This window comes from Lysobacter sp. Soil_N_23, from assembly GCF_057656135.1.
Genome location: NZ_JBDGKY010000003.1, coordinates 81,240 through 97,234, shown reverse-complemented (window position 1 = coordinate 97,234; position 15,995 = coordinate 81,240). Strand labels below are relative to the sequence as shown.

Below are 15,995 nucleotides of genomic sequence, written 5' to 3'. Positions count from 1 at the left end.
GCTGCGATGCAGCATAATGACCCCATGCCTGCACCTCTCCCCCACGCCGCGCCCGCCGCGGCGCCGTCGCCCGTTCTTTCGCCGCGCCAGGTCGCGCTGATCCTGTTCGCCCTGGCCATGGGCGGGTTCGCCATCGGCACCAGCGAGTTCGTGGTGATGGGGCTGATCAACGAGATCGCCCGCAGCATGGGCGTCAGCGAGCCGCAGGTCGGCCACGTGATCAGCGCCTATGCGCTGGGCGTGGTCGTCGGTGCGCCGCTGCTGGCCATCCTCGGTTCGAAGCTGTCCCGCCGCAGCTTGCTGCTGGCGCTGATGGGCTTCTATGCCTTCGGCAACCTCGCCAGTGCGATGGCGCCGGACTACCACACGCTGATGCTGGCCCGCTTCGTCGCCGGCCTGCCGCACGGTGCCTACTTCGGCATCGCCGCGCTGGTCGCCGCGCGCATCAGCCGGCCGGAGCAACGCGGCGCCGCAGTCGGCCGGGTGATGCTGGGCCTGTCGATCGCGTTGCTGGTCGGCAATCCGCTGGCGACGTGGCTCGGCCAGGCGTTCGGCTGGCGCTGGGCGTTCGCGCTGGTGTCGGTGATCGCACTGGCGACCGTGGCGATGACCCTGCGCGTACTGCCGCGCGGCATGAACGCACCGCGCCCGGATGCGCTGCGCGAGTTGCGCGACTTCAACCGCAAGCCGGTGTGGCTGGCGCTGGGCATCGGCGCGATTGGCTTTGCCGGCATGTTCTGCGTCTTCAGCTACCTCGCGCCGACGCTGGTCAACGTCACCGGCGTGCCTGAGAGCTTCATCCCGTTCGGCCTGGTCGCCTTCGGCATCGGCGGCATCATCGGCACGGTGGCCGGCGGTTGGCTGTTCGATCGCCTGCAGTTCCGTGCGGCGCCGGTGGTGCTGGTGTGGTCGACGCTGGTGCTGCTGTTGTTCCCGCTGGCCGCCAAGTCGGTGTGGACGGTGCTGCCGGTGGTGGTCGCGGTCGGGACGATGGGTGCGCTGGCGACGATATTGCAGGCGCACCTGATGGACGTCGCCGCCGAGGCACAGACGCTCGCCGCTGCCTCCAACCACTCGGCGTTCAACATGGCCAACGCGCTGGGGCCGTGGCTCGGCGGCATGGCGATCACGGCCGGCTACGGCTGGACCTCGACCGGCGTGGTCGGTGCGATCACGGCGGTGCTGGGGTTGCTGATCTACGCGTGGGCGCGGCGGGATGCGATGCAGGGCACTCACCTTCATCCGCGCGAAGGTGGGGATCCATCTCACCGTCATCCCCGCGAAGGCGGGGATCCAGGGACGTTGCTCTTGCAGCAGGAGCAACATGGATCCCGGCTTCCGCCGGGATGACGTGATGTGGGTGCCGGGGTGAGGGCCTGGGTCCCGGCGTTCGCCGGGACGACGTGATGTGGGTGGCGGGGGTGCGGGCCTGGGTCCCGGCGTTCGTCGGGACGACGGTTTGGAGGCTGATGCGCATGAGTGCGACGGTAGCCCGCACCGCTATCCTTGCCGTCCATGGCCACCTACATCGCCCTGCTCCGCGCCGTCAACGTCGGCGGTACCGGCAAACTGCCGATGGCCGACTTGCGCGCCATGTGCGAAGCCACCGGCTTCAAGAACGTGCGCACCTACATCGCCAGCGGCAATGTCGTCTTCGACACGCCGGGCACCGCGGCCAAGGCCAAGTCGGCGCTCGAGGCGGCGCTGGAACGTTACGCCGGCAAGCCGGTGGGCGTGGCGATCCGCACCGCGGCGGAGATGGCGCAGGTGCTGGCAGACAACCCCTTCCCGGAAGCAGCGCCGAACCGCGCGCTGGCCATCTTCCTCGACGCGGCACCGCCGGCCGACACACTGGTCACCGTGCGCCATCGCAGCGACGAGGACATCGCGCTGGGCAAGCGCGAGATCTACGTGCATTACGGCGACGGCATGGCCAGTTCGAAGCTGGTGATCCCGGCGGCGAAAGCCGGCACGGCGCGCAACCTCAATACCGTGGCGAAACTTGCGCAGATGGCCGCGAAGTAACGGCCACCGGACGCATCACCCCGCGCCGGGACGCACGTGGAATCCCAGCGCGCCGGCAACGGTCCGCAACGCTTCGTCGTCACGCTGCAGGGTCATGAAACCGGCGTGCGTGTCGTGCCCGGTTTCCCAGGTCCACAGGGTGTAGTGGTGTTCGCGCAGGCGGTCGTAGGCGACGTTGATCAGCGACGGGACCTCGGCGTCGGACAGGAAGTCCTCGTCGGTCGGGTCTTCCACGCCCCATTCGATGCGCAGGTTGAAACGCGACGCCAGTTCGTCCAGCACCTCGATCAGCCCGGCCGGGTCGGTGTCCTCGACATGGAAGCCTGACTTCCAGTCGATCACGTCGCGGATCAGTTCCACCGGATCCTCGCCTTCGTCGAGCGAATCGCGGCATGCCTGGAACTGCTGCATCGCCGCGTCCTCGTCGCCGGGGTTGATCAGCAGCAGCAGTTGCCACGCCACCGCTTCCAGCGCCGCTTCCTCGTCGATGTCGGCGTCCGCGCTGAATGAACGGGCGAAGTTGTCGTCGGGGTCGTATTCGGTGTGGGTGCTCATGGCGGCCTCCGCCGATTGGCCAGGCTGACAGGATACGGCGATCGAACGCATCGCGCTGAGATCGGTGAACTCCACGCCTCACGTCAGGCGCCTCACATCGAGATGCACGCCGGCGGGCTATCTTCCGCGCAGGCAAGGCAAGAAGCTTGCCGTCTTCACGCGCATTCGACCGGAGGTGGTGGCATGGCATCGATCCGCAGGGAGATCCAGGTCGCGGTACCGCCCGCCCAGGCCTGGGATGCGCTGCGCGACGTGGGCCGCATTCATGAGCGGCTGGTGCGCGGCTTCGTCACCCGGTGCGACCTCGAAGGCGACATACGCACGATCACGTTCGCCAATGGCATGTCGGTGCGCGAGCGCATCATCGATGTCGACGACGGCGAGCGTCGGGTGGTCTGGTCGGCATTAGGTGACCCGTTCGCTCATCACAACGCCTCCGTGCAGGCCTTCGAGTCCGGTGACGGCGGCACGCGCCTGGTCTGGATCGCCGACCTGCTGCCCGACGCCCTGGAAGCGCCGGTCGGCGGTCTGATCGAGCAGGGCCTGGAGGCGATGAAGCAGACGCTCGAGGGCGTCGACTAGAACCGGTACGCGAAGTTCACGCCGTACAGGACCGTCGAATCGACGTCTTCGTCGATGCGCAGGCCGTTGTCGTCCTCGAACTCGTGGCTGCGATCGAACTCGTAGCCGACGGTCGCGTCGAGCTGCCAGTGCGGGGTGATCGCCCACTGGGCAAGCAACTGCGCGCGCCAGGCCTTGGTGACGTAGAAGAATTCGGCACCGTCGCGCTCGTCGCTGACCACATGCCAGCGCCCACCGGCCGGGGCGATGTCGAGGCCGAGGTCGACGCTGGGACGCACATGCCAGTCGATGCGCGTGCGTGGCCAGCCCAGTTCGAGGGTGACCGCGTCGCCTTCGCGCAACAGCGCGAGCAGGGGATAGGCGCGCTCGTCGCCGAACGAATCGTCGTAGCCCGCTCCCGCCCGCCAGCCCCAGCCGGGGGAAGGGAGGCGTTCGACGCTGGCGTTGCCGTACAGCGAGAAGTCGTCACTGCCGCCCCGCGAGAACAGGTCCTTGAAAACGTTCGAGGATGCCGCCGCGGTCGGAATCACTGCGATCCGGGCATGGGTGGTCGAGGCCCCGGTCCAGGTCAGTGGCAGTTCCAGCCGATGCAGGTCGCGATCACGCGTGGCCAGGCCGCTGTAGTCGTAATGCGTGTAGGTGTAGTCGGCGGCAATATCGAAGCCGCCGCCAGCTACGTCGAACTTCGGCGTGCGCAGCAGCAGGCCGTCCTCGCGTCCACCCAGCTCCGCGCCGCTGCCGAGGCGGGTATCGGCGAGCTTGGCATCGGCGAGCGTCACGTGGCTCAACTCGATCACGGCCTGGGCGTGCGCCTGGCCATTGGCCAGCGCTAATGCCATCAGAGCCGGCATCGCAGCCGACAGGCCCAAGGATCGGAATGCGGCCATGCGGGCCTCCGAAACAGCAACGCGCTAGCGGCAAGAATAGCGCTTGAGACGAGTGGTTCCGGCGCACATTCAGACGAATCTGATGGGGACGCGGCGATCACTGCGTTCAACTTCTCGTCCAGTCAGAAGTGTTGTTGCAGGTCATGGGCGAGCGGGAACGTTTCTACGACGCGTTGTGCGGCTTCAAAGGGTTCGTGCCGGTGCCGCTGCTCGACAACCATGTCGACCTGATCCGAGAAATCCGCTTCGACTGGATGCCGACCGACACCGGCGCCCCCTGCGTCAATCCGGTCACGCCCCTGCACCTGGACGAAGACGGCTTCGCGTCCCTGCGGCGCATGACCGCGTTGCCGGACGAAGGCGAGCGCCTGCGCGCCTTCCTGGAGGCCGCATTCGCGCTGCCGGAGTTCATCGAGAAGGCCAGCCTCGTGTCAGGCGACTACCACCTGCCGCGCGACATCGCCGAATTCCTCGACGCCCCCAGGTCGGGGATGCATGGCGACTGCTTCCGCTTCACCCCGGAGCACCTGAAGCTGCTCAAGGCCGCCTCGTGGCGCACCCGCCAGGTGTTCTCGCCATTGCCCTACATCGCCCCGCGGCGCCCGTACGGCGACTTCACGGATGTCCCGATGGATGCGGCCCTGGTGCTGGGGTGGCGCCGCAGCTACAGCGACCTGTACACCGAACCGCTGGAGCCGCTGAGCAAGGCCGAGCGCGAGCAGTTGGCTGAACTGCACTACCAGACCCTGCCGGCGATCCACGCCTTCGTGCGCTACGCCAAGGTTTGACCACGCAGAGCCCGGCCCCAGGCCCCCCTTGAACTTAATATGATAGGCGTCATATAACGCTCCATGCGCTATGACTCCGACCACAAGTTCCAGACCCGCCAGCGCGTGCTGCGGGTAGCCGCGCGGGCCATCCGCAGCGACGGCCCGACCGGCGTCGGCGTTGCCGGCGTCATGCGCGAGGCCGGCCTGACCCATGGCGGTTTCTACGCCCACTTCCAGTCGAAGGACGAGCTCGTCGCCGCCGCGATCGCGCAGATGTTCGAAGACTCCATCTCGCTCTGGCATCACGCGCACGGCGGCAAGGGCGATGCGGACGGTCTGGCCGCCCATTTGCGTGTCTATCTGTCTGCGGCGCATCGTGATGCGCCGGGGCAGGGCTGCCCGATTGCAGCCCTGGCCGGCGAGGTACCGCGACTGGACACGGCCGCCCGCGACGCGTTCAGCGACGGCTCGCGCCGGTTGCAGGACGCACTGGCAGCCTCGCTTCAACGTCTCGGACACGACGACGCGCCAGCATTGGCCGCATCGGTGCTGGCCGAACTGGTCGGCGCCCTGGCAATGGCGCGGTGCGAACGCGATCGCGCCCGTTCCGATTCCCTGCTGGCGGCGTCGCGCCGGCAACTGGGCCGACGTCTCAACCTGGAGATTGATGCATGAGCATGGTCGATGAAATCGGCGCCGGGCTCGATGGCCTGTCGCAGCTGCGCGCGCTGATCGCGTCCGGCCGCAAGCCGGGAATCCTGCACTCGCTGGACTTCGACTTCATCGAGGTCGAGCCCGGGCGAGCGGTGTTCGCCGGCACGCCCGGCGACCATGCCTACAACCCAATCGGCATGGTCCATGGCGGCTACGCCGCGACCCTGCTCGACTCCGCCTGCGGCTGCGCCGTGCATTCGCAGCTCAGCGCGCAGCAGGCCTACACCACGCTTGAACTCAAGGTCGCGTATCACAAGGCGGTGACGCGCGATTCGGGCTTGCTGCGCGCCGAGGGCAAGGTCGTCTCGATCGGGCGCCGCGCGGCATTCGCCGAAGCACGCCTGACCGGTGCCGACGGACGGCTCTACGCCACGGCGACGTCCACCTTGCTGGTGATCGACCGCGCTCCCGCGTAGGAGCGAGCTTGCTCGCGATCAGCCTCTCCGTCGCCCCTATCGCGAGCAAGCTCGCTCCAACATCCCCCGAGAGTTGCCCATGTCCCCTGCCCACGACCCCATCGTCATCGTCTCCGCCGTTCGCACGCCGCTGGGACGTTTCCTCGGCGACCTCTCGCCCGTGACCGCCCCGCAACTAGGTGCGCACGCCATCTCCGCGGCGCTCGATCGCGCCGGCCTCGCACCCGAACGCATCGACGAAGTGCTCATGGGCTGTGTGCTGCCGGCAGGACAAGGCCAGGCTCCGGCACGGCAGGCGGCGCGCGCGGCCGGTTTGCCCGACGCCGTGGGCGCGACCACCGTCAACAAGGTCTGCGGCTCCGGCATGAAGGCGACGATGATCGCCCACGACCTGCTCCTGGCCGGATCGGTCGACCTGGTCGTTGCCGGCGGAATGGAATCGATGTCGAACGCCCCGTACCTGCTGTCGAAGGCGCGTAGCGGCTATCGCGTCGGCCACGACCGCATCTTCGACCACATGATGCTCGACGGCCTCGAAGACGCTTACGAACCCGGTCGCGCAATGGGCGAGTTCGGCGAAGCCGCGGTCGCCAAGTACGGCGTCAGCCGCGCCGACCAGGACGCGTACGCGGTGGCGACCTTGAACCGCGCCCGCGACGCGATCGAAAGCGGCGCGTTCGCCGACGAGATCGTGTCCGTGCCTGTGCCGGTCAAGGGCGGCGAGCGCATCGTCGACACCGACGAGCATCCGCTGAAGGTGTCGCCGGAGAAGATCCCGTCGCTCAAGCCGGCCTTCGCCAGCGACGGCACCATCACTGCCGCCAGCGCATCGGCCAACGCCGACGGCGCCGCCGCGCTGGTGCTGACGCGCAAGTCGCTGGCGCAGCGCGAGGGCCTGCCGATCCTCGCCGAAATCCGCGCCCATGCCACCCACAGCCAGGCACCGGCCTGGTACACCACCGCGCCGATTCCCGCGATCCGCAAGCTGCTCGCCAAGGTTGGCTGGAGCGTCGACGACGTCGACCTGTTCGAGATCAACGAGGCCTTCGCCGTCGTAGCGATGGCCGCGGCCCAGGACCTGGGCATCGACCGCGACCGCCTCAACGTCAACGGCGGCGCCTGCGCGCTGGGGCATCCCATCGGCGCCACTGGCGCGCGCCTGATCGTCACCCTGCTGCATGCACTGCAGCGCCGCGGCCTTTCCCGCGGCGTGGCCGCGCTGTGCATCGGCGGCGGCGAAGCCACCGCCATCGCAATCGAACGTACGCAGTAACCGCCACTCCCCGAACGCCACACTCCCCCACAGAGGTGCACGATGGACATCAGAAATGCCGTTGTACTGGTCACTGGCGCCAACCGCGGTCTCGGCCGCGCCCTGGTCGAGGCACTCAAGCAGGCCGGCGCGGCCAAAGTCTATGCCGGCGCGCGCAACCCTGCTTCGATCGACGCCCAGGGCGTCACGCCGATCGCGCTGGACGTGACATCCCCCGACAGCATCGCCGCGGCCGCCAAGGCCTGCCCGGACGTCAACGTCGTGATCAACAACGCCGGCATCGCCCGCAGTGGCGAGCTGCTGTCGGAGACAGGCGAGCAGTTGGCGCGCGAGGAAATGGACACCAACTTCTGGGGCCCCTGGCGGGTCACCCAGGCCTTCGCGCCGACGCTGGCGCGCAACGGCGGCGGAGCGCTGGTCAACGTGCTGTCGGTGCTGAGCTGGATCAGCTTGCCGGGCACGGCGACCTACTGCATCTCCAAGGCCGCGGCCTGGTCGCTCACGAACGGTCTGCGCAACGAACTGCGCGGCCAGGGCACGCAGGTGGTCGGCGTCCACCTGGGACTGATGGATACCGACATGACCGCCGGGTTCGATGCACCGAAGATCGCGCCGAAGGAGGTCGCCGAGCAGATCGTGCGCGCGCTGCAGGACGGCAGCGAGGAAGTCCTGGCCGATGAGACCAGCAGGCAGGTCAAGGGCAGCCTGTCCTCGCCGCAGGCGGCGTATCTGTCGGCCGGCAGCGAATAAGCTAGGCCGCATGTCGTCCCGAGCGCAGCGAGGGACCTGTTGTCGAGGCGGCGGCGCGAAGCAGATCCCTCGCTGCGCTCGGGAGGACAAAGTGCGGGCGACCGGACCTGGTCTCCAGCCGGCCTCAGCCGCGCCCGTAGAAATCCGACCAGCGGCCAATCCGGAACACGAACCGCATCAGGAATGCGAGCGATGCCCAGCAGGCCATCGCGAACGCCGGCACCGCGACCACGGTGCCCATCACGACGTGCACGGCGCTGCCCTGGTACTCGAGCGCCTCCAGCCGATCGAAGCGGCCGGGTTGGGCCTTTGCGTAGGCCACCTGCACTGACCGGTCGTCGGTGGCGAAGCTGGCGGAGTAGGAGGTCCCGTCGACGGTGAAGGTGTAAAGGTCCGAGTCCGTTCGCGCCGTCGGCAGGAGTCGATCCAGCGCGGTGTCGGCCTTGGCCGGTACCGCGATGGCGACGCCGTGATCCTTGAGGATTGACCTGGCATGTCGGTAGTCGCGCAGCACACCCTGGACGGTGTGCACCGACGCCATGAAGAAGATCAGCAGGAACAGGTGGCGCGCGACGATGGTGACCGCGGCGTGTCCGTCCTCGGAAAGTTCGACCCGTGGCATGCGTTCAAGCAGGTCGAGAAGCTGGCTGGGCAGCCGACGAGGGTGCCGCTGCGTGGGCTCGTCCCGTCCCTGGGTCATCGAGCGTACGTCCGTGTCTGGGTCGGCCGGATCGTTGCACAGCTGCATCTGCGCGCAGCGATGAAAGCCGCCAGTCGCGGGCATGGCCTACGACGATGTCCGCACAATTCCTACCGCAGTCATCCCGAGCGCAGCGAGGGATCTGACCAATCCCCCGCTGCGGCCGGAATCCGGTTACGGCAGGGGCAGCGGCGTGCCCTGGTCGGCAATCGCCAGCCAGCGGTGGCCGTCATGGCTGTAGGTCACGCCGGTCAGCGCGCGCTGGCGAAAGCCGATGCGCGGGATCTCGTACATCGTCTCGTACAGGATGAAGGCCGAATTGCAGCCATCGACCACGCGGTACTTCTCGGTCCAGGTCCACACCGCTTCGCGTCCGGCGAAGTGGCTGGCCAGCGCCGCCATGATCGCGTCGATGCCAAAGCGCACCGCGCCGCTGCCGAAAATGGTGACCGCGCGATCGTCGTGGACGGCACGGAAGGTCTCTTCGTCGTAGTCACGGAAGGACTCCATGTCGATCCGCTGGGCCAGTTCGAACTGGCGGGCGCAGCCGCGGGCATTGCCATGGCCGTGGCCGCCTGCCAGCACCGCCGGTGCCAGCGAAAGGGCCGCCAGGGCCAGGACTGCCGTTGCCAGGGGACGCAGTACGCGGCCGGTTCGGGTATTCCGGGTATTCATCGTCGACCTCTCCATGGGTTGGGGGAGCGCGATCGACGATAGGAGCGCAGGCGGACCCATGCGAGAGCCAATAATTGCCATGTCGGCAGGGCCAATCGGATGCGGGAGGGAGGTAGCCGATTGCCGTTTTGGAGTCCGGACTCGGCCCCGGACCGCATACTCTCGACCAAGGCATCCAGCCACAGGAGCGCACGCATGACGATTCTCGTGACCGGGAGCGCCGGCCACCTCGGCGAAGCCCTGATGCGCAAACTGCGCGCGGCCGGCCGGCCCGCCGTCGGCATCGACATCAAGCCGTCGCCGTTCACCGACCATGTCGGGTCGATCAACGATCGCGACTTCGTCCGCCGGCGCATGCCGCATGTGCAGGCGATCATCCACACCGCCACGCTGCACAAGCCGCACGTGGCCACGCACCCGCACCAGGACTTCATCGACACCAACATCAGCGGCACCCTGGTGCTGCTGGAAGAAGCCGTGGCCGCGGGCGTCGCCTCGTTCGTGTTCACCAGCACCACCAGCACGTTCGGCGCGGCATTGACGCCGGCGCCGGGTATGCCGGCGGCGTGGATCACCGAGGACGTCGCGCCGATTCCCAAGAACATCTACGGCGTGACCAAGCTGTCGGCCGAGCACCTGTGCCAGCTGTTCTTCCGCAAGCGGCGCTTGCCGGTGGTGGTGCTGCGCACCTCGCGCTTCTTCCCGGAGCCGGATGACAGCATCGACATGCGCAGCGGCTATGTCACCGCCAATGCCCAGGCCAACGAACTGCTGTATCGCAGGCTCGACATCGAGGACGCGGTCGACGCGCATCTGCTCGCGGTCGAACGTGCGCCCGAGATCGGGTTTGGCCGCTACATCGTTTCGGCGACGACGCCTTTCACCGAAGCGGATCTGGACGAGCTTCGGCGCGATGCACCCGCCGTGGTCCACCGGTTGTTCCCCGAGGCCGCATCGCTGTACGCGGCACGCGGCTGGCGGATGTTCCCGCAACTCGATCGCGTCTACGTCAACACGCGCGCCAGGTCAGAGCTGGGTTGGCAACCGGGCTACGACTTCCGCGGCGTGCTGGCGGCGTTGGGCAGTGGCGGAGAGTTCCGCAGCGCGCTGGCCGAAGCGGTCGGCAGCAAGGGCTATCACGACACGGTCTTTGCCGACGGGCCTTACCCGGTAAGCGGCTGAGACGCGGTGAGGGTGCGCTTTAGGTTTCGGTCCCCGGCCCGGCGTCGTCCGCCGGGCCGGGGATTGCTCCGCCCCTTGGTCGGACGTCCTGTCCGAATGCGGGGCGTGGGCCATCCATGGCCCACTGCTGCGCAATCCCCGGCCCGGCGGACGACGCGCTGGCATTTCGTTGCATGGACTTCGGTGACCCTCACCCCAACCCCTCTCCCGCAAGCGGGAGAGGGGCTTCCATCGTCGCTGGAAGACCGTCATCCCCGCGAAGGCGGGGACCCAGTGCCGTTGCTCTGAAAGCCGTCATTCCCCCGCACCACGCACGCAAAAGTCACTTGGGAGAAGAACCGCAAAAAAAGGGCGGCACAGGGCCGCCCGTCTTCATGGGTGAGGGATGCCCGCAGGCTTCACTTCCTCGGATTGATCGACACCGCTGCCGCTTCGGTGAAGGCGATGCGCAGCATGTCGCCGATCTTCAGGGTCTTCAGCCGGGCCTGGTGCTCGGGCTTCTTGACGTCGAGGGTGACCACGTTGCCGCGCGGACCTTTCACCGTGATCGTGTTGTTGACGGTGTCGATCGCCTCGATCGGGGCCAGCACCGTGACCACCTGCGACTCGCCATAACGCGGCTTTTCACCGGTCTTGGCGACGTCCTGGTCTTCCTTGATGTAGGCGCCCGGCTCGGCGCTGCCGGCTGGCTGGATGTCGACGGTCACCGCGTTGACGTAGTCGATCTGGACCACGTCGCCGACACGGACCTGATCGAAGTTGCGCACGGTCTCGTCGGCGTGCACTTCGACCTGCGTGCCGTCTTCGTTCTCGATGGTGAGCAGGCGCGAGGGCGAGTCGATGTTCACGATCTTGCCGGTGGCTTGCACGCTCATCGCGACCGTCTCGCGCGGACCGGTGTCGGCGGGGGTGGTGGTCGAGCAGGCGGTGGCCATTGCCAGAGCGAGGGCCAGGGGAAGGGCGCGCGACAGGGAGGATGTCTTCACTACGGTCTCCATTGATTGCCTTGACGATGCGATCCGCAGGAGCGCTGCCGGACAGCGTGAGGGGACGGCCGTGGCTGGCGGCGACCGGATGGGCCGGTCGGCGATGTGCCGTGCAGCAGGGCGCCCCGATTCAGTCTGAGCAGGGGCAAGTGAAGGCCGGGTATGCCCGCGGTGCCCGGCGCCGGACGGCGGTGCCACGTCCGGAAAACAAAAAGCCCCGCCGGAGCGGGGCTTCCTGCGCGCACGGGTCGACCGGCGTCAGTGGTGCAGCAGCACGTCGGCGATGATGCCGGTGGCCACCGCAATCAGCACGTACTTGCCGTCGTCGCTGCGCACCCAGCGGTGGCCGTGCGGCGGCTCGTGCAGGTGGTAGCGCGGGTAGTCGTCGACGTAGACGCGACGCTCGACGTAGACCACGCCACGGCGGTATTCCTGCTTGTGGTGACCACGGTGGCGGCCACGGTCGTGGTGGTCATCACGGTCGTGATCGTCGTGGTGGTGATGGTCGTCGCCGTGTTTGTTCTTGCCATGGGCGGAAGCCGCCACCGGCGCCAGGAACACGAAACCTATAATCAGGACGGACAGCAGACGCTTCATGGGTTCCCCTGTGGATTGCAGATTGCACTTGTGGAGTGCCGGTGCGCTGCGATCCTACGTCGCTGCGGGCGGCGGCAAGTGCCTCCATTCACGAACCATGACCGCCGTCGCTGTTTGCTGGCGATTCCCTTCATACGGCCTTTAGGTAAGCGCTTTCAGCGCAGCTGAAAGCCGGGGCGGCGGGCAGGGCCCAGTCCGCACGCCGCCCCGCTATCTCCCTGACGAGGAGGCGGCCAGTGTCGGCCGCGGCCGTCGCACCAGGCGAGACGACCCGTCCGGTGCCAACGCGCATGGCCCGACGAGTCTTTTGTCAGGCGCCCACGCGCTCGCGTACTGCTTCCATGTCGCGTACCGGCCGCACTTCGATCGAGCCGACGCGGATCCACGGAAACGAGTGGGCGATCTCGAGCGCTTCCTCGATGTCCCTGGCTTCGATCAGGTTGAACCCGGCGAACACTTCCTTGGCCTCGGCGAACGGGCCGTCGAAAATCGTGGTGTTGCCGTTGCGCGCGCGCAGCGACTTGGCCGTGACCGGCGCCTCCAGCTGCTGTGCATCGAGCAGGGTGCCGCGGGCACGCAGTTCGTCGGCCTTGTGCAGGCAGCCGCGCATCATGCGGTCGAACTCGCCCTCCGGCAGTGCATCCATCAGCTTGGGGTCGATGTACACCATCAGCAGAAACTTCACTGGGGCCTCCTGGCAGGGGTTGGATCGTCGGAACCGGCATTGTGGCCGATTGCAGCGCCGTCTCATGTGCCAAAGGCGACAGACGCGTGATTCGCCCGCTCACGGGATGATTCTTCCCCGGATCAGTGACTTATCGCGGCAGCAGTCTCTGCCTACTCTGTCCACACCCCCCGACCGAGCGCCCCCCAATGTCGACGCCCGCCAATGCCCGCCCCGCATTCGTCCGCCCCGCTTTCGTCAGCTGGTTGTCATCGCTGGTTTCGCGCATGGTCCGCGCGCTGGCCACTGCGCCCGTGCGCAGCTTCGGAGCGATGGGCTGAACCGGGCCGATCGCACCATTGAAGGCGGCTCGGACGCCAGCGCCCTCGGTTACGATGCGGCGCTGCCATCCGTGCAAAAGGATCCACGCGTGCCGCCGGTCATCGATGTCCGCAACCTCACCAAGACCTACGCGTCGGGTTACCAGGCGCTCAAGGGCATCGACCTGCAGATCCGCCGCGGCGAGATCTTCGCCCTGCTCGGGCCCAACGGCGCCGGCAAGACCACGCTGATCAGCATCATCTGCGGCATCGTCAACGCCAGCTCCGGCACGGTGCTGGCCGACGGCCATGACATCGTGCGCGAGTACCGCCTGGCGCGCAGCAAGATCGGCCTGGTGCCGCAGGAGCTGTCGACCGACGCGTTCGAGAGCGTCTGGGCGACGGTGAAGTTCAGCCGCGGCCTGTTCGGCAAGGCGCCCGATCCTGCCTACCTGGAAAAGGTGCTGCGCGACCTGTCGCTGTGGGACAAGAAGGACAGCAAGATCATGGCGCTGTCGGGCGGCATGAAGCGCCGCGTGCTGATCGCCAAGGCATTGGCGCACGAGCCGCAGATCCTGTTCCTCGATGAGCCCACCGCCGGCGTCGACGTCGAGCTGCGCCACGACATGTGGCAGATGGTGCGGCGCCTGCGCGAGAACGGCACCACCGTCATCCTCACCACGCACTACATCGAAGAGGCCGAGGACATGGCCGATCGCATCGGCGTGATCAACCACGGCGAGCTGGTCCTGGTCGAGGACAAGGCCACGCTGATGCGCAAGCTCGGCAAGAAGCAGCTGACGCTGCAGTTGCAGGCGCCGCTGGAGACGATCCCGGAAACGCTGTCGTCCTACCCGCTGGAACTGTCCGCCGACGGCACCACGCTGGTCTACACCTTCGACGTGCAGGCACAGGAGACCGGCATCGCCGCGCTGTTGCGACGCCTGCACGACCAGGGCATCGACTTCCGCGACCTGCATTCGAGCGAGAGTTCGCTGGAGGAGATCTTCGTCAGCCTGGTGCGCCAGGGCCGGGAGGCACGGGCATGAACTTCCATGCGATCCGCGCCATCTACCGCTTCGAGATGGCCCGCACCTTCCGCACGCTGATGGAGAGCATCGTCTCGCCGGTGCTGTCGACCTCCCTTTACTTCGTCGTGTTCGGCGCGGCGATCGGCGCGCGCATGGGCGAGGTCGACGGCGTCAGCTACGGCGCCTTCATCATCCCGGGCCTGATCATGCTGTCGCTGTTGAGCGAGAGCATTTCCAATGCGTCCTTCGGCATCTACATGCCCAAGTGGGCCGGGACCATCTACGAGCTGCTGTCGGCGCCGGTGTCGGCGTTCGAGATAATCATCGGCTATGTCGGTGCGGCGGCGACCAAGTCGCTGATGCTGGGTACGCTGATCCTGGTGACCGCGCGCTTCTTCGTTCCCTACGAGATCGCCCATCCCTTGTGGATGCTGTGCTTCCTACTGCTGACCGCGGTGACCTTCAGCCTGTTCGGTTTCATCATCGGCCTGTGGGCAGACAGCTTCCAGCGGTTGCAGCTCGTGCCGCTGATGATCGTCACCCCGCTGACCTTCCTCGGCGGCGCGTTCTATTCGATCAACATGCTGCCGCCGATCTGGCAGAAGATCGCGCTGTTCAACCCGGTCGTGTACCTGGTCAGCGGTTTCCGCTGGAGCTTCTACGGCATCTCCGACGTCAACGTCGGCATCAGCGCGGCGGCGATCCTGGGCTTCCTGGCGCTGTGCCTGGCGATCGTGTGGTGGATCTTCCGCACCGGCTGGAAACTGAAGAACTAGGACGCCATGCTTTGTCATCCCGAGCGTAGCGAGGGATCTGTTTTCCGCGGCGCAACAGCAGGTCCCTCGCTGCGCTCGGGACGACATTGGAGGCCTAGGTCCGCGGAGACCCGATCTCACGCCTGAGCCAGCTGTCGATCATGCTCTTCTCGTAGCGCAGATAGTCGCTGTCCGAGACCGGGCTGGAGCCCATCATGAATCCGGTGTCGCTGATCTTGCGCTCGCCTTCGGCAATCACCCGGCCGTCGGCGTCGGTATGGCGGAAGGTCACCTTCATCCGAGGCGGATAGTAGTCGCGGATGATGCGCGTGTCGTCGAGGTCCGGGCCGTGCCAGGGCTCGTAGGAACCGGCCCGGCGGATGTCGAGGATGTCGACCTCCAGGCGCTGGCCAGGCAGCAGGCGCTTCTCGGCGCTCTTGCGCATGTGCTCGGCCAGTTGTTCGACCCAGTTGCCGCGACGGGCTTCGTAGCGATTGGCGCTGTAGCGGATGTCGCTGAACTTGGACGGATCTTCCCAGCGCACGCTGACCGGGCCCTGCTCGGGCAGGGCGCGCGGCGCATCGGGGTCGGTGACGTTGCGTGTGCGCGCATCGACGGGCGCGCTTGCGCTGACGATTGCCAGCGCGATGGCGATGAGGGCGGGCCGCAGGTTCATGGCAGGCTCCGGAGGGGTACCGGTCTGGTACGAGCCCATTGTCCGCCTGCCCCTGTGCAGCCGCCATGGGCGGCGCGGAGGTCGTACAGCGGCGGTTTCTGAAGGTCGAAGGTCGTGCCGGACCAGATCAGTTCAGGTCAGGAACCAGGCCTCGATCGCGCCCTTCATCTTCATCGTCATCGGATTGCCGTGGCGGTCGAGCGATTTGCCGACCGGCAGCCGCACCCAGCCTTCGCTGATGCAGTACTCCTCGACATTGGTGCGCTCCACGCCGTTGACTTTGATGCCGACGCCGCGCTCGAGCAGGGCTTCGTTGTAGTGCGGGCTGCGCGGGTCGTTGGAGAGGCGGTCGGGCGGGGTGGTGTCGGTCATGGTGTCGTCGTGCTCGGTAATGGCTGCTGCCGCGGCGACCTGGCGCCGCGGGGCCACAAGGATAC

At 67.3% G+C, this 15,995-nt stretch carries 20 protein-coding genes and 1 pseudogene; 12 read left to right on the top strand and 9 right to left on the bottom strand.

What is annotated here, in order from left to right; genetic code table 11:
• Positions 1-24 precede the first annotated feature (24 nt).
• Positions 25-1,209: pseudogene (locus AC3A3X_RS03745) on the top strand (MFS transporter); the annotation flags it as partial.
• A gap of 306 nt (positions 1,210-1,515) precedes the next feature.
• On the top strand, positions 1,516-2,025 hold the full coding sequence (locus AC3A3X_RS03740; protein WP_487581710.1) for a DUF1697 domain-containing protein: 510 nt from the start codon (positions 1,516-1,518) through the stop codon (positions 2,023-2,025).
• Between the two features lie 15 nt (positions 2,026-2,040).
• On the opposite strand, the gene AC3A3X_RS03735 is transcribed toward AC3A3X_RS03740, so the two are convergent.
• The gene (locus tag AC3A3X_RS03735; protein WP_487581709.1) at positions 2,041-2,580 is read right to left on the bottom strand and encodes a DUF6630 family protein; all 540 of its coding nucleotides are present in this window, start codon (positions 2,578-2,580) and stop codon (positions 2,041-2,043) included.
• 183 nt (positions 2,581-2,763) lie between these two features.
• Here AC3A3X_RS03735 and AC3A3X_RS03730 point away from each other — a divergent pair, with 183 nt between their 5' ends.
• Positions 2,764-3,162, top strand: a complete 399-nt coding sequence (locus AC3A3X_RS03730; RefSeq protein WP_487581708.1) for an SRPBCC family protein — start codon at positions 2,764-2,766, stop codon at positions 3,160-3,162.
• Here AC3A3X_RS03730 and AC3A3X_RS03725 read toward each other — a convergent pair.
• Positions 3,159-4,049, bottom strand: coding sequence for a ShlB/FhaC/HecB family protein (locus tag AC3A3X_RS03725; protein ID WP_487581707.1), 891 nt, complete (start codon positions 4,047-4,049; stop codon positions 3,159-3,161). The two genes, AC3A3X_RS03730 and AC3A3X_RS03725, sit on opposite strands and share 4 nt — an antisense overlap.
• 128 nt (positions 4,050-4,177) lie before the next feature.
• Between AC3A3X_RS03725 and AC3A3X_RS03720 the strand changes: the two genes are divergently transcribed.
• The 5 genes from AC3A3X_RS03720 (at position 4,178) to AC3A3X_RS03700 (ending at position 7,972) form a co-directional block, all read left to right on the top strand.
• Positions 4,178-4,837, top strand: coding sequence for a hypothetical protein (locus AC3A3X_RS03720; RefSeq protein WP_487581706.1), 660 nt, complete (start codon positions 4,178-4,180; stop codon positions 4,835-4,837).
• A gap of 63 nt (positions 4,838-4,900) precedes the next feature.
• The gene (locus AC3A3X_RS03715; protein ID WP_487581705.1) at positions 4,901-5,494 is read left to right on the top strand and encodes a TetR/AcrR family transcriptional regulator; all 594 of its coding nucleotides are present in this window, start codon (positions 4,901-4,903) and stop codon (positions 5,492-5,494) included.
• Entirely contained in the window at positions 5,491-5,949 is a 459-nt protein-coding gene (locus AC3A3X_RS03710; RefSeq protein WP_487581704.1) for a PaaI family thioesterase, read from the top strand. Before AC3A3X_RS03715 ends, AC3A3X_RS03710 begins: the two co-directional genes overlap by 4 nt.
• Positions 5,950-6,028: 79 nt before the next feature.
• Positions 6,029-7,222, top strand: a complete 1,194-nt coding sequence (locus tag AC3A3X_RS03705; RefSeq protein WP_487581703.1) for an acetyl-CoA C-acyltransferase — start codon at positions 6,029-6,031, stop codon at positions 7,220-7,222.
• A 42-nt stretch (positions 7,223-7,264) separates the two neighbouring features.
• A complete protein-coding gene (locus tag AC3A3X_RS03700) occupies positions 7,265-7,972 on the top strand; it encodes an SDR family oxidoreductase (RefSeq protein WP_487581702.1) in 708 nt (235 codons plus the stop codon).
• Positions 7,973-8,096: 124 nt separating this feature from the next.
• On the opposite strand, the gene AC3A3X_RS03695 is transcribed toward AC3A3X_RS03700, so the two are convergent.
• Positions 8,097-8,756, bottom strand: coding sequence for a hypothetical protein (locus AC3A3X_RS03695; protein ID WP_487581701.1), 660 nt, complete (start codon positions 8,754-8,756; stop codon positions 8,097-8,099).
• 90 nt (positions 8,757-8,846) lie between these two features.
• Entirely contained in the window at positions 8,847-9,347 is a 501-nt protein-coding gene (locus AC3A3X_RS03690; RefSeq protein ID WP_487581700.1) for a hypothetical protein, read from the bottom strand.
• Between the two features lie 195 nt (positions 9,348-9,542).
• Between AC3A3X_RS03690 and AC3A3X_RS03685 the strand changes: the two genes are divergently transcribed.
• Positions 9,543-10,529 carry an NAD-dependent epimerase/dehydratase family protein gene (locus AC3A3X_RS03685; RefSeq protein ID WP_487581699.1) on the top strand — a complete coding sequence of 329 codons (987 nt, stop codon included), beginning with the start codon at positions 9,543-9,545 and terminating at the stop codon, positions 10,527-10,529.
• A 398-nt stretch (positions 10,530-10,927) separates the two neighbouring features.
• Here the strand turns inward: AC3A3X_RS03685 and AC3A3X_RS03680 are convergent, their stop codons facing one another.
• From AC3A3X_RS03680 to AC3A3X_RS03670, 3 genes are all read right to left on the bottom strand, one after another.
• Complete coding sequence (locus AC3A3X_RS03680) at positions 10,928-11,515, bottom strand: hypothetical protein (protein ID WP_487581698.1); 588 nt, start codon at positions 11,513-11,515, stop codon at positions 10,928-10,930.
• A 258-nt stretch (positions 11,516-11,773) separates the two neighbouring features.
• Complete coding sequence (locus AC3A3X_RS03675; RefSeq protein WP_487581697.1) at positions 11,774-12,112, bottom strand: RcnB family protein; 339 nt, start codon at positions 12,110-12,112, stop codon at positions 11,774-11,776.
• Positions 12,113-12,422: 310 nt separating this feature from the next.
• Positions 12,423-12,797, bottom strand: a complete 375-nt coding sequence (locus AC3A3X_RS03670) for a YciI family protein (RefSeq protein WP_487581696.1) — start codon at positions 12,795-12,797, stop codon at positions 12,423-12,425.
• A 188-nt stretch (positions 12,798-12,985) separates the two neighbouring features.
• Between AC3A3X_RS03670 and AC3A3X_RS03665 the strand changes: the two genes are divergently transcribed.
• The 3 genes from AC3A3X_RS03665 to AC3A3X_RS03655 all read left to right on the top strand — a co-directional run bounded on the left by AC3A3X_RS03665 (position 12,986) and on the right by AC3A3X_RS03655 (position 14,903).
• Positions 12,986-13,117 (top strand): hypothetical protein, encoded by a 132-nt coding sequence (locus AC3A3X_RS03665; protein WP_487581695.1) that lies wholly within the window; start codon positions 12,986-12,988, stop codon positions 13,115-13,117.
• An 89-nt stretch (positions 13,118-13,206) separates the two neighbouring features.
• Positions 13,207-14,145, top strand: a complete 939-nt coding sequence (locus AC3A3X_RS03660; protein WP_487581694.1) for an ABC transporter ATP-binding protein — start codon at positions 13,207-13,209, stop codon at positions 14,143-14,145.
• Positions 14,142-14,903, top strand: coding sequence for an ABC transporter permease (locus AC3A3X_RS03655; RefSeq protein WP_487581693.1), 762 nt, complete (start codon positions 14,142-14,144; stop codon positions 14,901-14,903). The genes AC3A3X_RS03660 and AC3A3X_RS03655 overlap by 4 nt, the downstream gene beginning before the upstream one ends.
• Before the next feature lie 94 nt (positions 14,904-14,997).
• On the opposite strand, the gene AC3A3X_RS03650 is transcribed toward AC3A3X_RS03655, so the two are convergent.
• On the bottom strand, positions 14,998-15,558 hold the full coding sequence (locus AC3A3X_RS03650; RefSeq protein WP_487581692.1) for a DUF3016 domain-containing protein: 561 nt from the start codon (positions 15,556-15,558) through the stop codon (positions 14,998-15,000).
• A 132-nt stretch (positions 15,559-15,690) separates the two neighbouring features.
• On the bottom strand, positions 15,691-15,930 hold the full coding sequence (locus tag AC3A3X_RS03645; protein WP_487581691.1) for a DUF3297 family protein: 240 nt from the start codon (positions 15,928-15,930) through the stop codon (positions 15,691-15,693).
• Between the last annotated feature and the right edge of the window lie 65 nt (positions 15,931-15,995).

Excerpts from the sequence above, each read along its gene's own strand:
- AC3A3X_RS03740 (WP_487581710.1), top strand. The coding sequence starts at position 1,516 with ATGGCCACCTACATCGCCCTGCTCCGCGCCGTCAACGTCGGCGGTACC.
- AC3A3X_RS03735 (WP_487581709.1), bottom strand. The coding sequence starts at position 2,580 with ATGAGCACCCACACCGAATACGACCCCGACGACAACTTCGCCCGTTCA.
- AC3A3X_RS03730 (WP_487581708.1), top strand. The coding sequence starts at position 2,764 with ATGGCATCGATCCGCAGGGAGATCCAGGTCGCGGTACCGCCCGCCCAG.
- AC3A3X_RS03725 (WP_487581707.1), bottom strand. The coding sequence starts at position 4,049 with ATGGCCGCATTCCGATCCTTGGGCCTGTCGGCTGCGATGCCGGCTCTG.
- AC3A3X_RS03715 (WP_487581705.1), top strand. The coding sequence starts at position 4,901 with ATGCGCTATGACTCCGACCACAAGTTCCAGACCCGCCAGCGCGTGCTG.
- AC3A3X_RS03710 (WP_487581704.1), top strand. The coding sequence starts at position 5,491 with ATGAGCATGGTCGATGAAATCGGCGCCGGGCTCGATGGCCTGTCGCAG.
- AC3A3X_RS03705 (WP_487581703.1), top strand. The coding sequence starts at position 6,029 with ATGTCCCCTGCCCACGACCCCATCGTCATCGTCTCCGCCGTTCGCACG.
- AC3A3X_RS03700 (WP_487581702.1), top strand. The coding sequence starts at position 7,265 with ATGGACATCAGAAATGCCGTTGTACTGGTCACTGGCGCCAACCGCGGT.
- AC3A3X_RS03695 (WP_487581701.1), bottom strand. The coding sequence starts at position 8,756 with ATGCCCGCGACTGGCGGCTTTCATCGCTGCGCGCAGATGCAGCTGTGC.
- AC3A3X_RS03690 (WP_487581700.1), bottom strand. The coding sequence starts at position 9,347 with ATGAATACCCGGAATACCCGAACCGGCCGCGTACTGCGTCCCCTGGCA.
- AC3A3X_RS03685 (WP_487581699.1), top strand. The coding sequence starts at position 9,543 with ATGACGATTCTCGTGACCGGGAGCGCCGGCCACCTCGGCGAAGCCCTG.
- AC3A3X_RS03675 (WP_487581697.1), bottom strand. The coding sequence starts at position 12,112 with ATGAAGCGTCTGCTGTCCGTCCTGATTATAGGTTTCGTGTTCCTGGCG.
- AC3A3X_RS03665 (WP_487581695.1), top strand. The coding sequence starts at position 12,986 with ATGTCGACGCCCGCCAATGCCCGCCCCGCATTCGTCCGCCCCGCTTTC.
- AC3A3X_RS03655 (WP_487581693.1), top strand. The coding sequence starts at position 14,142 with ATGAACTTCCATGCGATCCGCGCCATCTACCGCTTCGAGATGGCCCGC.
- AC3A3X_RS03650 (WP_487581692.1), bottom strand. The coding sequence starts at position 15,558 with ATGAACCTGCGGCCCGCCCTCATCGCCATCGCGCTGGCAATCGTCAGC.
- AC3A3X_RS03645 (WP_487581691.1), bottom strand. The coding sequence starts at position 15,930 with ATGACCGACACCACCCCGCCCGACCGCCTCTCCAACGACCCGCGCAGC.